Genomic DNA, 14026 nt, shown 5'->3' with positions numbered 1-14026 from the left:
GCGGTGTGTCATATAAAGATGATGTCGACTGATGCACCGCATTCGCGAGCAGGCTCGCTCCCACAGGGGATATGCGTGGAATCAGGCAGCGCGCTCATCGCCCGGGCTACGCTCGAAGTAGCGCTTATATTCGCGACTGAACTGCGACGTACTCTGATACCCGACCCGATGCGCCACTTGCGCCACGCCCAAGCCCTCCGCCACCAGCAACGTCTGCGCCTTCAACAAGCGTAAACGCTTCAGATACTGCACCGGCGACAGCAACGTGCTGCGTTTGAAATGCTCATGAAACGTCGACACGCTCATGTTCGCGCAACCGGCCAATGTCTCGACATTCAACGGCTCGGTGTAATGCGCATGCAGATGACTGATCGACGCCGCCACCCGGGCAAACTGCCCCTGCTGCTCGACCAACGCGCGCAACACATCCGCCTGCGGCCCGCGCAACGCGACGAACAATAACTCACGCACTCGCGCCGGCCCGAGAATCTGGCACTCCAGCGGATCGTGCAGGCAACTCAACAGGCGCTCGACGCAGCCACGCATGTCATCGTCGAGCACCACCGAGGTCATCGACTCCGGTGTCTGCGCCGGAATATGCCGCCCCGGGGCCAGCCCCATGGCCAACACCAGTTCACCGAGCAACACCCGATCAATCGCCACGCTCACGCCGAGCAACGGCGCATTCGGCAAGGCAAACGTCTCGCACTCGAACGGCACCGGCAGCGCCTGAATCAGATAATGTCCGGCGCCATATTCCATCGTCCGCGGCCCCAAGAACGCCAGTTTGCTGCCCTGGGCGATGATCATCAGGCTCGGCTCATAAATGTGCGGGCCTCGGGCGACGTCGCAACTGGCGCGCAACACTTGCACACCGGGCAACCCGGTCGGGGAATAACCATCGCGCAGCGCCAGCGGTTCGATCAACGAAACCAGCCGGGCATTGGCATCAAGATGACGGGTTAATTGCATCAAAACTCTTCACTGAAAATAGGGCGGAAAAAGGCGATGAAAGCATGATGGCAGATCCTTTTACCGCTGCGGCCAATCAAACCCGCATGCCGGAGGATTAGGCATGAGACCCGGAGGAATCGTCATGGCCGGACTGTCAGTCGACGCCCAGAATGCGCCGCCTCACTTGTTCATGCTTTTGCGAGGTTTCACATGTACACCGCCATCGGCTATGCCGCCCAATCGGCCACCACGCCCCTCGCCCCGATGAAATTCGAACGTCGCAGCCCACGCGCCGACGACGTCGCGATCGAGATCCTCTACTGCGGCGTCTGCCACTCCGACATCCACCAGGCTCGCAATGAATGGGGCATCGCTGTTTACCCGTTGATGCCCGGCCACGAGATCGTCGGAAAAGTCACCGCGATCGGTGCGAATGTCACCCAACACAAAGTAGGCGATCTGGTCGGGGTTGGCTGCATGGTCGACTCTTGCCGCACCTGCGAAGCCTGCCAGTCGAACCTTGAGCAATACTGCCTCGAAGGCCCGACCATGACCTACGCCACCCCGGATCGAGTTGATGGCAGCAATACCATGGGCGGTTATTCGGACAGCATCGTCGTCAGCGAACACTTCGTCGTGCGCATTCCGGAAAGACTGGCACTGGCCAGCGCCGCGCCGATTCTTTGCGCCGGCATCACCACCTACTCACCACTCAAGCACTACGGCGTCAAGGCTGGCGACAAGGTCGGGATTCTCGGCATGGGCGGTTTGGGCCACATGGGTATCAAGTTCGCCAAGGCCATGGGCGCTGAAGTGACGCTGTTCACCCGCTCGGCGAGCAAGGCTGAAGAAGGTCGTCGTCAGGGTGCCGATCATGTGATCGTTTCCACCGACGCCGAGCAGATGAAAGCGGCTGCCGGTTACTTCGACTTCTTGCTCGACACCATTCCGGTGCAGCACGATCTCAACCCGTACCTCGACACCCTGCGTTTCGACGGCGTGCACATTCTGGTTGGCCTGATCGAACCGATCGATCCGCCCGTGCATGCCGCCAAACTGGTGTTGGGTCGCCGCATCCTGGCCGGTTCGTTGATCGGTGGCGTCGCCGAAACCCAGGAAGTGCTGGATTTCTGCGCCGAGCACAACATCACCTGCGACATTGAAATGCTCGACATTCGCCAGATCAACGAAGCTTATGCGCGCATGATCGCCGGCGACGTGAAGTACCGTTTCGTCATCGACATGGCGACGCTCAAGGTTTAAACCCGCTTAAACCTTCAAGCCAAGCTCCGCCGAGAGCCGGGCTGTGACTCCTTTGATCAGGGGAATCAGCTCGGCCATTTTTTCCAGCGGCATGTACGGCACGGTGCTGGCGATACTGATCGCCGCAACAATGCCCTTGCTCGCATCGCGAATCGGCGCCGCCACGCAGCGGATCGACGGTTCGTTGTCTTCCAGATCGAAGGCGTAGCCACCGGCGACGTACTCGGTCATGCGCTGCTCAAGCTGTTCCCACGACTGCTGGGGATGCTGCGGCCAGAACTGACTTTTCCCACCCGCCGGCAGGCTGATGTCGTACAGCCGCTGCCAATCTTTCGGCGAATCATCGAGCATCAACGCCTTGCCAATCCCGGTGCGCGCCAGCGGCATGCGATGGCCGACCCGCGAACGCATTTCCGGGCCATTGCGCCCCGGGTTCTTCAGCAGATACAGCACTTCATCACCTTCACGAATGCCCAAATGCACGGTGTCGCCGGTCAGCGCCGACAACTCGTCCAGATACGGCCCGGCCAGGCTCACCAGCGGCAGTTCTTCGCGCGCCTGAAAACCCAGTTCGATCAGCTTCGGCCCGAGCAGATAACCGACTTGCGGCACCACGCGCAGGTAGCGTTCATCGACCAGGCAACTGGCCAGACGATGGGTGGTGCTGCGTGTGGTGCCGATCAGTCGGGCAATTTCCTTGAGATCGCGGGCGCCACTGGCCACCGCTTGCACCACACCGAGGCCGCGCAACAGCGTCTGGGTGCCAGTGGGCGCGGCGTCCTTGGTTTTTTCCGGAGCGTCTTCCTGCATATCCAGCCTTTACCGTTGAGCGAGGGAACGGGCGGCATTATGGTCGCCCGACGCAGACCACTACAACTCGATACGCTCGACCTTGCCGACCAGCAGCACGTAGGACAAAGCACCGATCAATGCGAGCACCGCGATATACGTGATCGCCGGCGCGAACGAATCGCCGCTGGCGAGGAAGCCGATCACGATCGGCGTGGTGATCGCCGAGAGGTTGCCGATGAAGTTGAACACCCCGCCGGTTAATCCGAGCAGCCGTGCTGGCGCCAGTGTCGAAACCAGCGACCAGGTGATCGAGGCCAGTCCATTACCGAAGAACGCCAGCGCCAGAAAGGCAATCACCAGCGGCGTCGACTCAACGAAATTGGCGCCGATGATCGAGGTGGAAATCAGCAGCCCGCCAATGATCGGCAACTTGCGCGCAAAGCCGACGGTGTAGCCGCGACGGATCAAGAAGTCGGAAAAGAACCCTGAACACAACACGCCAACGAACGCGGCAAGAAACGGCAGCGACGCGAGCAGGCCGGACTTGATGAAGTCCATACCGCGATATTTCACCAGGTACGTCGGGAACCACGTCAGGAAAAACCACAGCGTCGAGTTCAGGCAAAACTGGCCGAGGTAGATGCCCCACAATTTGCGTTTGGTCAGAACGATGCCGAGATCGGTCCAACTGAATTTGGCTTTGACCTTGGCCGATTCTTTCTGAATATCAACCAGGCCACCGCCCTCGCGGATCAGGTCGATTTCGGCTTCGTTGGCGCCTTTGAAATCCCGTGGCTCGCGATACACCGCGTACCAGATCGCCGCCCAAATAATGCCGACGGCGCCGGTCGCGACGAAGACCATGTGCCAGCCGAATTCGTGTTGCAGCCAAGCGAGTACCGGGGTCAGAAATGCCAAGCCGACGAATTGCCCGGAGGTGTAGAAACCGATGGCCGTGGCGCGTTCACGCTCGGGAAACCAGGTTGTTACAACGCGACTGTTGATGGGATAGGCCGGTGCTTCCAGTGCACCGACGGCCATGCGCAGCACGAACAGCGCGATGAAACTGGCGGCGAAACCGAGCATCACCGTGGCAATCGACCACAACAGCAAAGCGACGCTATAGAGAATGCGCGGTGGCACGCGATCGACCAGCCAGCCGCCGGGGATCTGCATGGCCGCGTAGGTCCAGCCGAACGCGGAGAAGATCAGGCCGACGTGGATCGGGTCGATGCCCAGATCACTGGTCAGCGCCGGCGCGGCAATCGACAGGTTGCTGCGGTCGAGGTAGTTGATGACCACGGTGATAAACAGCAGCACCATGATGAAAAACCGCTTGCGGCTGGGCGCGACTAAAGACGCCTGCCCGGTGAGGGTTTGCGGTTGCATGGGGAGAGCCTCTTTTTATGTTTATTGAGGTCGGCCTGAGGCCTGATCGTTCCCACGCTCCGCGTGGGAATGCAGCCAGGGACGCTCCGCGTCCCAAAAGCGGACGCAGAGCGTCCATTGAGGCGTTCCCACGCAGAGCGTAGGAACGATCTCATCGGGTGTGTCAGGGACGACTCACCACTCGGCAAAGCTGCCATCGGCATGGCGCCAGATCGGGTTGCGCCAGCGATGCCCGACCGCCGCGCGCTCGATCACGTATTCCTCGTTGATCTCGATGCCCAACCCCGGCCCGTTCGGAATCTTCACGAAGCCTTTGTCGTAATCGAACACCCGCGGATCTTTCACGTAGTCGAGCAAATCATTGCTCTCGTTGTAATGGATGCCCAGGCTTTGCTCCTGGATAAACGCGTTGTAACAAACCGCGTCCAGTTGCAAGCACGCCGCCAGCGCAATCGGCCCCAGCGGGCAATGCAGCGCCAGCGCGACGTCGTAGGCTTCGGCCATGTTGGCGATCTTGCGGGTTTCGGTGATACCACCGGCGTGGGAAGCGTCCGGCTGGATGATGTCGACGTAACCTTCGCTCAACACCCGTTTAAAGTCCCAACGCGAGAACAAGCGCTCGCCGAGGGCAATCGGCGTGCTGGTCAACGGCGCCAGCTCTTTCAGCGCTTCGTAGTTTTCGCTGAGCACCGGCTCTTCGATAAACATCAGTTTGTACGGATCGAGTTCCTTCATCAGCACCTTGGCCATCGGCTTGTGCACGCGGCCATGGAAGTCGACGCCGATACCGACGTTCGGCCCGACCGCGTCACGCACGGCGGCAACGTTGGCCAGCGCCAAGTCGACTTTCTCGAAGGAGTCGAGGAATTGCAGCTCTTCGGTGCCGTTCATTTTCACCGCAGTGAAACCACGGCTCACCGCCTCTTTCGCCGCACGCGCGGTGTCGGCCGGACGGTCGCCGCCGATCCACGAATACACACGAATCTTGTCGCGCACCTGGCCACCGAGCAGATCACTCACCGACACGCCGAGGGCTTTGCCCTTGATGTCCCACAGCGCCTGATCGATGCCGGCCAGTGCGCTCATATGGATCGCGCCGCCACGGTAAAAACCGCCGCGATACAGCACCGTCCAGATGTCTTCGATGTTGCGCGGGTCTTTGCCGATCAGGTAATCGGACAATTCTTCGACAGCGGCGGCAACGGTGTGCGCGCGCCCTTCAACCACAGGCTCGCCCCAACCGGTCACGCCCTCGTCGGTTTCGATCTTGAGGAAGCACCAGCGCGGCGGAACGATGAAGGTGGTGAGTTTGGTGATTTTCATCTCTGCTCTCTTTTGTAAATGCAGCTCTTATTAGATGCAGCGCACGCAGCGCCAAAAAGTCTTAGCGAAGGGCCTTCCACGCGGCCACGTAGGCCTTGGCATTCACCGCCACTTGCTCCGGGGTCATGCCCGGTTTGAACAGGCCGGAACCGAGGCCGAAACCTTTCACGCCGGCGTCGATAAACGCCTGCATGTTGTCCGGCGTGATGCCGCCAACCGGCGCCAGCACCGTCCCGGACGGCAACACCGCAAGCCAGGCTTTGACGACTGCCGGACCCATCTGCTCGGCCGGGAACAGTTTGAGAATGTCCGCGCCCTCCGCCAGCGCCGCAAACGCTTCGGTCGGCGTGGCAACACCTGGCGACAGAAACAGCCCCGCCGCTTTCGCCGCGCGCAACACCTTGGCATCGCTGTGCGGCATGACGATCACTTGGCCGCCGGCCTCTTTCACCAACTCGACCTGCTCCGGCGTCAACACTGTGCCGGCACCGATCAGGCAATCGGCGGGCAAGGTCTTGCGCAGGATGCGGATACTTTCGTACGGCGATGGGGAATTTAGCGGTACTTCGATGACGCGAAATCCGGCGGCATACAGGACTTCTCCGACAGCGGCGGCTTCCTGCGGGTGCAGGCCACGCAGAATCGCGATCAGACCGTTTTGCGCCAATGCTTGCTTGAGCATGTCAGGCCTCCAGTCAGGGTTAACGGGATGAGGAATCGATCAATCCGGCGGCCAGCGCCAGTTGCCACAAACCATGCTCGGTGGCCTGCTCGGCCAGCGTCACCTTGGCGAAACCACAGGCGTCGAGGGCACGGCGGTAGCGCGCACACAGTTGCGCGTTGCCGATGAGGATGATCGAAGGAAGATTCGGGTTGTTGCGGCGTCGGCGTTGAGCGCTGGCCAGTGCGGCCAATTCATGGCCGATCATCAGGCCGGACAGATAATCCGCCTGCGCCGTCGGGCTCAGTTCACCGGTCAGGCCCAGCGTGCGGGCACTGAACAAGGTCGAGAGTACGCCGAGTTCGCCGTCCGCCGACTGCGCAATCTGCACGCCACGGTCAAACGCCTGAGCATCGAACGTCGCGCTGACTTGCTGGGTGCGGCCAAGGATGCTGTGTTCGCTGAGCACGGCGAACACTTCGCCGGTCATGAACGTGTCGAAACGGGTGATGCAGCCATCGACCACGTCCACCCACTTCGAATGACTGCCCGGCAGACCGATCAACAGATCAGCGCCCGCCTCGACCGGCAGGCTCTGCAACACACCCAGCACTTGGGTTTCTTCGCCGCGCATCACGTTCGGCAAACGCGAACGCTGAATCACGCCCGGCACGATATGCACGACGGTGCCGCGAATGCTGATAACTGTTTGTAGGGAGTTTCCGAGATTGGCGACGTTCGCCGGCGTCTCGCAGTAGGCCGCTTCACGCCAGCCCTGCGCACTGCCGACCATACCGCAAGCAATCACCGGCAGATCCGGCTGCGCATCGAGCCAGTCGCCGCAGGCTTCATCGAAAGCCAATTCAAAACCATCGACGCATTCGCGACCGTTGATGATTCGCGGGGTCTTGGGCAACTGCATGATCCCGGACGACAGCGAGCGCTGCTCCAGCACCACACCGTCCGCCGCGAGTTTGTAAGCACGTAATGAGGTCGTCCCCCAATCGAGCGCGATCAATTGCGCCAGCATCGCTTCACCTGTTTTGTTTTTGGCAGTGAGTGCGATGGACTATAGCCCCTCCGAGAACAAAATCTCAATATGTAATTTTGCGTCCCATATTATGGGAAGTCGTCAGTCCATTTTGTCCAGCGCTCGACGACATCCAACTCCTTGTTGATCTGGATCCTCAGCGTTTCGAACTCAGTGGAACCCACCTCGTGCGTACGGCCATTTTCATCAGCGATCCCGGGCTCCAAACGTCCATCACCGCGAATGATGGTGTACGCCGCAAACGGTGCTGATGTCTGCTCTGAACCTGAAACAATCTTCAACTTCGTTTTGTTCGGCGCAAATGAGGCCAGCAGGCCGGCATAGGGCACGTCACTGCAGAGCCCGAGCCTGTCGATCTGGTCATATCCGAGCGCCAGTTCATAGCGCCAGCGCACGATGCACACTGACGAAAAAGGCAGTAATGACCTCGGTTGATCGGACGGTTTTAGCAAAATACGGGCTGGTGCCACTCGAGGATTTTCTATGGCCGCAATGAACCTCGACGTGGGCATGTACATGACTTTCGAGTAATACGCCACGAATGGGAACGCGGTGATGACGACCTTGCAGGGAATGTATTCCTGCGGTTTGAGAATTTGCACCAGTTCGGCGGGCCGGACGTCTTTATGTCCATCGTTGATCGCGTGATTCTCGACGTTGATGCTGGCCAACATTTCGAATCGACGATCACCTTCAATCAAACGCATGCCGCTGACGATTCCCGAAGCTTCGAGAACAATTTCATGTTCGATGGAAAAAACCACATCACCATTTAGCGAGCAATGGATCCAGGTACCAATCTGACCTTGCCGCCCGTGATCTTCATAGAGGTCAATCAAATTTCGGTCTGAGGTGAAACGCAGGTCGTAGTAGGAGGACATCTCGTGATTGATCGAGGAAAACTCAAGCCTGGCGGGCGGAACATCCAAGTGCATGCAGGAGGAACACAACGCAAACAAAAAAACCAAAAGCAACCTTGCCATTACCACTCCATAAGCCAACACCAGGGCGCCTCATCGAAGGCTGTCGTAGTCCGACAAGGCAGAAAAAACATCTGCAACCGGAATAAACAGTGACCTTGTGTAATACGCGTCATAACCGGTTGCCGTGACCACCACTTTGCACGGAATCTTTTGCTTGTCTTTTAATAAGCTCTTTATGGCGTCACGACTCAGATACGCCGAGGTTCTTTTCTTTTCCCCAACGTCTTTGAAAGAAATGCTCGCGGTATAACCGAATCCGGCGATCTTCGAGTGCTTCTTGTTTTCTGTGATCAAACCCATGGCTGCTTTCGATATCGTGTGCTCAATCGAAAAATCAGTGTCATCACCCAGGGCACAGATAAACACCTGATCAAAACTGTTCGCGTTCTTCTCCCGCCAGAAAATCTCCAGCAGTTCTACATCGGAACTGAAATTGACCTCAAAAAAAACACTGTCCGGGCGAGGTGTAATCGATTCATAGCCCAACGTTGCGGGGGTAATGTCATGAGACTTGGCACAGGCAACGCACAAGAACGACACAACGAGAAGCAATACCCATCTCATGCGCCTGCTCCCAAGTAACCCGCGATTGAGTTCGCCGATAAATCCAATGCGGACTGTCCGCACTCCAACCGGGATTCATAAAGCCTCAACGCCGAGTAATGGTTGAATTTAACGATCCCGATAACATCCGGCCCGGATTCGATATCCCATTTACCCCCCACCCAAGCGACTACGTCAGTTCGATCTATCTCGTCAGGTTCCGCACGAACGTTGATCCAGGTTTCAGCCTTGGGCGTCGGCTCCGACCAGTAAATATCGGAAATCAACGCCACCATCACACCTTCGCCCACAGGATCCAGCGTGACGAGCATTTTCACGATAAAACCTTTATCGGTCAGAATCTGCGACAAATGCGCGCCGTTCCACCCGCCCAGACTATGACCAACGATGTAGACGTGAGCGGACTTGTGAGGCAGCCTCGAGAATATAAACTCCTCCAGATCGCCTTCCCCTTTTACATCGTTGTATCCCATGTAATAGGGTTGGAATTTTCCGCCAAAGCTCGTGCCCAAACGACTCTGCAAAGCTTCCATGGCACGCAACGTGTAGTTGCTCGGCCCGTCTCCGTAGTAACTTTCCGAATCGCCAGCACCACCAATGAAAAAGGCTACAACTTCTCTGGCAAGTGTCACCGGTTTGACTGTCTGATCCTCTTTGGTCGTCAGCTCATGGCTGGCGACCAATCTCCCGATGCATCCTTGAATGGCTCCGGATTGGGCTCCCATCAGTGTTACTCCACGTACAGTTTGATGGTTTCTTTGAGGTGCGAACTGACCGTATGAGTATGCCCTCCGGCGTCAGTTACGCCTCGTTCCAACGCTCCATCCGCCCGTTCGATGACATAGGCAATATAGGAAAGCGGTTCACCGCTGTGTTCATCAACGATCTGCATCCGGTCATTGAAATGCACCGGCATCGGCAGTAACCCGGTAAACGCCGCACCGCCGCCACTCTGGCCGATGATTACTGTGCCCGAGCCACCGATCACGACATTGCCGTGCCCGCCGGTGCTGTCTAGCGTGGCGGCATTTAAGCCGTTGATAAATACCGTACCGGACACAGCTCCGGTAATCGGGCTGCCACACGCCGATGTATCGGTCATGCGCGCGGCGGCGAGGCCGTCGAAGAAAACATTCGGCGAGCCGGTAACGATTGGGTTGGTGCCATGGCCTGGCAATGGGCAGGCGGTAGGGTCGGTGACGCGGGCAGCAGGTTTACCACTCAATTCAAAGCTCCTTGCTTCAAAGATTTCGGGTGCGGCTACGGATATCGATTGCAGTTGTCGACTGGGACGAACAAGACGCGACAGTACTCAAGCCGATCGAGGTGGCGGCAGTTTGCAGAGGTCGACCAACATTGTTGTTTGCTAAATAAAGCATCGACGCCCGTAGCTGACACATCGGCCGGTCACTCATTGACGCGGCGAAGGCTCCACGGGCGTGGAGAAAGGGTGCCAGAGGCATTGCAGGTGTCATCCATGAGCGCGCAAAAATGCGCGCGTAGAATGCAGGACTAGAGCAGTGCCGACAATCAAATTAGCAGCGTATAGCTCTTATTGACGTTCAGCCTTCAGCAAACTCACGCAATACCTTGCCGTCCATGCGATACCTCACCCACTCTTCCTGCGGTTGTGCGCCGAGGGATTTGTAGAAGTCGATGGCCGGGGTGTTCCAGTCGAGGACGCTCCATTCGAAGCGTCCGCAGTCGTTGTCGCAGGCGATTTTTGCCAGGTGGCGCAGCAGGGTTTTGCCGGCGCCGCCGCCGCGTTGTTCGGGGGTGATGTAGAGGTCTTCGAGGTACAGGCAGTTGCTGCCGAGCCAGGTCGAGTAGCTGAAGAAGAACACGGCGAAACCGATCGGCAAGCCGTCGCGCAGGCAGATCAGACCGTGCGCGGTGGCGCCTTCGCCGAACAGGCTGCGTTCGATGTCGGCGACGCTGGCGATGACTTCGTGGCGGGCCTTTTCGAAATCGGCGAGTTCAGTGATGAAGGCGAGGATTTGCGGGGCATCGCTGGGGGTCGCCGGGCGGATTTCGATCGTCATGGACGGGCCTTGTCGGAAAAGGAAAACGCCATACTAAGGCCGTGGGCGCTGCTCGTCACATTCCAAACCTGGTAGAGAACCTTGTGGTGAGGGGATTTATCCCCGATGGGGTGCGCAGCGCCCCCAAAAAAAGGGGCTGCTTCGCAACCCGTCGGGGATAAATCCCCTCACCACAGAAGTATCATCGACTGAAAATCTACGACAGCCAGTAAGGATGCTTATGAACGATGCTGCTTTTGCACCACTGATTTCACTGGCCGCCGGGTTACTGCCCCACGCTCTGGAAATATCCGACGACGGCGCGCACGACCTCGCGCATTTGCAGCGGGTCTGGCACAACGTACGCACCTTGCATGAAGCAGAAGGTGGCGATCTCGAGGTCTTGCTCGCGGCCGTGCTGCTGCACGATTGCGTGGCCGTCGAAAAGAACTCGCCGCTGCGTTCACAAGCCTCGCGTCTGGCCGCAGAAAAAGCGTCGTCAGTGCTCGCCGAACAGAACTGGCCCAGCGATAAAATCGCCAGCGTCGCCCACGCCATCGAAGCGCACAGCTTCTCCGCCAACATCACCCCGCTCACCCTCGAAGCGAAGATCGTCCAGGACGCTGACCGCCTCGATTCGCTGGGCATGCTCGGCGTCGCCCGCACGTTTTATATCGCCGGGCGCATGGGGTCGGCGCTGTATGACCCGCAAGATCCGCAGGCGAAACATCGCGACTACGACGACAAGCGTTTCTGCCTCGACCACTTCCAGACCAAACTGCTGCACCTCGCCGACGGTTTCCAGACTGTCGCCGGCCAGCGTCTGGCGCAGATACGTCATCAGCGTCTGAAGGGTTTCATGGAGCAATTCATGGAAGAGATCGGCATCGTCTGAGTTGTTACTCCGGCCTGTGCTGAACCTGACTTCGCCAACCGCGCACCTAACCCACAGGCCCGACGTGTTAAACAGATGACGCTCAATTTACCCGGTCAAGGAACCGCGTCATGTCGCAAGCAACACCCCAGGTGTCAGGCAAGTTGTTCGGCCTGTTCTGCCTCGCCAGTTATCTGTTGTCGCTGTCGTATGGCTCAACGTTTTTGCTGTCGCTATTGATCGGTTCACGCGGCGGTAATGAACACGACGCCGGCAGCGTAATTTCGGCGGCGATGGTCAGTACGTTTGTCGCGGTGCTGGTGTCCGGGCATTTGTCGGACATGCTCGGCGCGGCGCGGTCGATTGCGCTGTTCGGGCTGTTGCTGGTGGCGGCGAGTCTGGGTTTTGCGATGACGCCGGGGTTCGGGCATTTGCTGTTGTTTTTCGGTTTGCTGCTAGGGTTGGGCTGGGGTGTTTTCTACACGTTGGGGCCGATTATTGTTGCCAGTCTGGTGACCCCGGCGCAGCGGGCGAAATACTTTGCGTTGCTCTCCGGCAGCATGATGACAGGCATCGGCAGCGGCCCGTTACTCGGGCGCGCAGCCAGTGCGCTGGGGTTGCCGGTGACTTCGGCGTTTTATCTGGCGGCGTTGGCGAGCCTGATCGGCGTGCTGCTGTTCTGGCGTGTCGGCGCTCGACTGAAAAGCACGCAAGCCACGTCTGCCGCGAGAATCAGTTGGCAAGCGACCCGCCAAGTGCTCAGCTCGCGCGCCGTGTTTCCGATCATCATGGTCGGGCTCGGCGGCTGTGTGTTCGGCGGGCTGTCGAGTTTTCAGACCAGTTATGCGGCGGCGCGCTCGCTGGATTATTCGCTGTTCTTCCTCGGTTTCATGAGCGCAGCGATCAGCAGCCGGATGTTGATCGCCGGTTACGTGGTCAAGCGTGATCCGCTGCGCGCTTCGTGTCTGTTGTCCGGGCTGATGCTTGGCTCGATCGTGCTGTTCGCGTTTGGTGTGCACAGCGGATTTACCTATCTGCTGGCGGCGCTGATGCTCGGCGTTGGTTATGGTCTGACCTATTCAGTGATCAACGGACTCGCGGCGAACGAAGCACCGACGGGTACCACTTCGCAAGCGCTGCTGCTGTTCAGCCTTTCGTATTTTATCGGCGTGTTTGGCTTTCCATTGCTGGCCGGGAAAATCATCGTTGAGCATGGCATGGCGACGTTGTTGCTCACGGTATTGGTGGTGGCTTTGATCAACTGGCTTATCACCTTGGGCCGGCTGCTCTGGCGTCGCCTCAACGTAAACACTGCGGAGGCGATTTAGACCGTTCGTCGTTCATCAGGCACCAATCCGATCACAGGGCAGACCAACGACAGGTAAGGATTCCAATCACTGGAGAAGCCCTATGATCTCGTCAAGGTTGACCGCTTTCGTATTCAGCGCCCTGCTCTGCCCTGCGGTGTTCGCCGCATCCGCCACTGCGGCAGGCACCGGCCCTACCGACCCGACCCCGCCTCGCGCCCCCGCCATCAACAGTGCTCCCGGCATGAACACCGATGGTTCGGGCGTGCCGTTGATCAATCAGCCGCCGGCCACCGGTACTGATCCGCGCACGCAGGGCAGTGACCCGGGTCGTCAGGGCGGCATGAACACCCCCGACGCTCCGGGCATGCCCGACAATGCGGGCCCCGGCGTCGGCTCTAAATCCACCACGGGTGGTTCCGGTTCCGAAGGCTCCGGTCAGTAGTTCGCCGACGCGAGCGTCCTATTCAATCCAATGAAGAGGTAACCATGAACGTCGATAAAAACCTGGAAAAAGAAGTCCTCACCCGCCTGCTGCACGCCCACCCGAGTGGTCTGGGCAAGGAGGTGCTGGACAATTACCGGGGCGAGAAAGTCGTGGCCGGCGCCCTCGCCGCTTTGCAGGATCGCGGACTGATTCACCACGGCCATGTGACCTGCAACGAAGCCGGCGAACATTCGCTGAACCTGCCGATCAAGCTCAGCGCGGCCGGGGTTGAAGCGGCGCGTAAGCTCGACAGCTGAGCAATGTGATCGTGTGATCGTGTGATCGTGTGATCGTGTGATCGTGTGATCGTGTGATCGTGTGATCGTGTGATGGTGTGAACGTGTGATGGTGTGAACG

The 14026-nt window shown here is 58.8% G+C and carries 16 protein-coding genes; 5 read left to right on the top strand and 11 right to left on the bottom strand.

The window, feature by feature from the left end:
- Nucleotides 1–81: 81 nt before the first annotated feature.
- Entirely contained in the window at nucleotides 82–972 is an 891-nt protein-coding gene (locus tag QMX93_RS26295) for an AraC family transcriptional regulator (RefSeq protein ID WP_053122530.1), read from the bottom strand.
- Between the two features lie 192 nt (nucleotides 973–1164).
- Between QMX93_RS26295 and QMX93_RS26290 the strand changes: the two genes are divergently transcribed.
- Nucleotides 1165–2217, top strand: a complete 1053-nt coding sequence (locus tag QMX93_RS26290; protein WP_053122532.1) for an NAD(P)-dependent alcohol dehydrogenase — start codon at nucleotides 1165–1167, stop codon at nucleotides 2215–2217.
- Between the two features lie 6 nt (nucleotides 2218–2223).
- Here QMX93_RS26290 and QMX93_RS26285 read toward each other — a convergent pair whose 3' ends face one another.
- From QMX93_RS26285 to QMX93_RS26240, 10 genes are all read right to left on the bottom strand, one after another.
- Nucleotides 2224–3027, bottom strand: coding sequence for an IclR family transcriptional regulator (locus QMX93_RS26285; RefSeq protein ID WP_053122534.1), 804 nt, complete (start codon nucleotides 3025–3027; stop codon nucleotides 2224–2226).
- Between the two features lie 60 nt (nucleotides 3028–3087).
- Nucleotides 3088–4398, bottom strand: coding sequence for an MFS transporter (locus tag QMX93_RS26280; RefSeq protein WP_053122535.1), 1311 nt, complete (start codon nucleotides 4396–4398; stop codon nucleotides 3088–3090).
- A gap of 174 nt (nucleotides 4399–4572) precedes the next feature.
- Entirely contained in the window at nucleotides 4573–5721 is a 1149-nt protein-coding gene (gene dgoD, locus QMX93_RS26275; protein ID WP_030131992.1) for a galactonate dehydratase, read from the bottom strand.
- A 61-nt stretch (nucleotides 5722–5782) separates the two neighbouring features.
- Entirely contained in the window at nucleotides 5783–6403 is a 621-nt protein-coding gene (locus QMX93_RS26270) for a 2-dehydro-3-deoxy-6-phosphogalactonate aldolase (RefSeq protein ID WP_008085516.1), read from the bottom strand.
- A 19-nt stretch (nucleotides 6404–6422) separates the two neighbouring features.
- On the bottom strand, nucleotides 6423–7412 hold the full coding sequence (locus QMX93_RS26265; RefSeq protein WP_282358460.1) for a 2-dehydro-3-deoxygalactonokinase: 990 nt from the start codon (nucleotides 7410–7412) through the stop codon (nucleotides 6423–6425).
- Nucleotides 7413–7501: 89 nt separating this feature from the next.
- Nucleotides 7502–8416, bottom strand: a complete 915-nt coding sequence (locus QMX93_RS26260) for a hypothetical protein (RefSeq protein ID WP_282358459.1) — start codon at nucleotides 8414–8416, stop codon at nucleotides 7502–7504.
- A gap of 30 nt (nucleotides 8417–8446) precedes the next feature.
- Nucleotides 8447–8980, bottom strand: a complete 534-nt coding sequence (locus QMX93_RS26255) for a hypothetical protein (RefSeq protein WP_282358458.1) — start codon at nucleotides 8978–8980, stop codon at nucleotides 8447–8449.
- Complete coding sequence (locus QMX93_RS26250; RefSeq protein WP_053122547.1) at nucleotides 8977–9705, bottom strand: hypothetical protein; 729 nt, start codon at nucleotides 9703–9705, stop codon at nucleotides 8977–8979. The genes QMX93_RS26255 and QMX93_RS26250 overlap by 4 nt, the downstream gene beginning before the upstream one ends.
- A gap of 5 nt (nucleotides 9706–9710) precedes the next feature.
- Complete coding sequence (locus QMX93_RS26245) at nucleotides 9711–10205, bottom strand: PAAR domain-containing protein (RefSeq protein WP_053122549.1); 495 nt, start codon at nucleotides 10203–10205, stop codon at nucleotides 9711–9713.
- A gap of 337 nt (nucleotides 10206–10542) precedes the next feature.
- Nucleotides 10543–11022, bottom strand: coding sequence for a GNAT family N-acetyltransferase (locus tag QMX93_RS26240; RefSeq protein WP_053122551.1), 480 nt, complete (start codon nucleotides 11020–11022; stop codon nucleotides 10543–10545).
- Between the two features lie 220 nt (nucleotides 11023–11242).
- Here QMX93_RS26240 and QMX93_RS26235 point away from each other — a divergent pair, with 220 nt between their 5' ends.
- The 4 genes from QMX93_RS26235 to QMX93_RS26220 all read left to right on the top strand — a co-directional run bounded on the left by QMX93_RS26235 (nucleotide 11243) and on the right by QMX93_RS26220 (nucleotide 13926).
- Complete coding sequence (locus tag QMX93_RS26235; RefSeq protein ID WP_282358457.1) at nucleotides 11243–11896, top strand: HD domain-containing protein; 654 nt, start codon at nucleotides 11243–11245, stop codon at nucleotides 11894–11896.
- Nucleotides 11897–12006: 110 nt separating this feature from the next.
- Nucleotides 12007–13203, top strand: a complete 1197-nt coding sequence (locus QMX93_RS26230) for an MFS transporter (RefSeq protein WP_282358456.1) — start codon at nucleotides 12007–12009, stop codon at nucleotides 13201–13203.
- 82 nt (nucleotides 13204–13285) lie between these two features.
- Nucleotides 13286–13627, top strand: coding sequence for a hypothetical protein (locus QMX93_RS26225; protein ID WP_053122557.1), 342 nt, complete (start codon nucleotides 13286–13288; stop codon nucleotides 13625–13627).
- 44 nt (nucleotides 13628–13671) lie between these two features.
- Nucleotides 13672–13926: a hypothetical protein gene (locus QMX93_RS26220; protein ID WP_053122559.1), complete on the top strand. Its 255-nt coding sequence runs from the start codon at nucleotides 13672–13674 to the stop codon at nucleotides 13924–13926.
- Nucleotides 13927–14026 lie beyond the last annotated feature (100 nt).

The organism is Pseudomonas sp. PS01303, from assembly GCF_029959385.1.
Lineage (GTDB): Bacteria > Pseudomonadota > Gammaproteobacteria > Pseudomonadales > Pseudomonadaceae > Aquipseudomonas > Aquipseudomonas rustica.
The sequence above is the reverse complement of the archived record's forward strand: the minus strand, read 5'-3'. Positions and strand labels throughout refer to the sequence as shown.

Coding starts and splice junctions, on each gene's coding strand:
- QMX93_RS26220 (WP_053122559.1), top strand. CDS start 13,672: ATGAACGTCGATAAAAACCTGGAAAAAGAAGTCCTCACCCGCCTGCTG.
- QMX93_RS26255 (WP_282358458.1), bottom strand. CDS start 8,980: ATGAGATGGGTATTGCTTCTCGTTGTGTCGTTCTTGTGCGTTGCCTGT.
- QMX93_RS26250 (WP_053122547.1), bottom strand. CDS start 9,705: ATGGGAGCCCAATCCGGAGCCATTCAAGGATGCATCGGGAGATTGGTC.
- QMX93_RS26280 (WP_053122535.1), bottom strand. CDS start 4,398: ATGCAACCGCAAACCCTCACCGGGCAGGCGTCTTTAGTCGCGCCCAGC.
- QMX93_RS26240 (WP_053122551.1), bottom strand. CDS start 11,022: ATGACGATCGAAATCCGCCCGGCGACCCCCAGCGATGCCCCGCAAATC.
- QMX93_RS26235 (WP_282358457.1), top strand. CDS start 11,243: ATGAACGATGCTGCTTTTGCACCACTGATTTCACTGGCCGCCGGGTTA.
- dgoD (WP_030131992.1), bottom strand. CDS start 5,721: ATGAAAATCACCAAACTCACCACCTTCATCGTTCCGCCGCGCTGGTGC.
- QMX93_RS26230 (WP_282358456.1), top strand. CDS start 12,007: ATGTCGCAAGCAACACCCCAGGTGTCAGGCAAGTTGTTCGGCCTGTTC.
- QMX93_RS26225 (WP_053122557.1), top strand. CDS start 13,286: ATGATCTCGTCAAGGTTGACCGCTTTCGTATTCAGCGCCCTGCTCTGC.
- QMX93_RS26290 (WP_053122532.1), top strand. CDS start 1,165: ATGTACACCGCCATCGGCTATGCCGCCCAATCGGCCACCACGCCCCTC.
- QMX93_RS26295 (WP_053122530.1), bottom strand. CDS start 972: ATGCAATTAACCCGTCATCTTGATGCCAATGCCCGGCTGGTTTCGTTG.
- QMX93_RS26270 (WP_008085516.1), bottom strand. CDS start 6,403: ATGCTCAAGCAAGCATTGGCGCAAAACGGTCTGATCGCGATTCTGCGT.
- QMX93_RS26285 (WP_053122534.1), bottom strand. CDS start 3,027: ATGCAGGAAGACGCTCCGGAAAAAACCAAGGACGCCGCGCCCACTGGC.
- QMX93_RS26260 (WP_282358459.1), bottom strand. CDS start 8,416: ATGGCAAGGTTGCTTTTGGTTTTTTTGTTTGCGTTGTGTTCCTCCTGC.
- QMX93_RS26265 (WP_282358460.1), bottom strand. CDS start 7,412: ATGCTGGCGCAATTGATCGCGCTCGATTGGGGGACGACCTCATTACGT.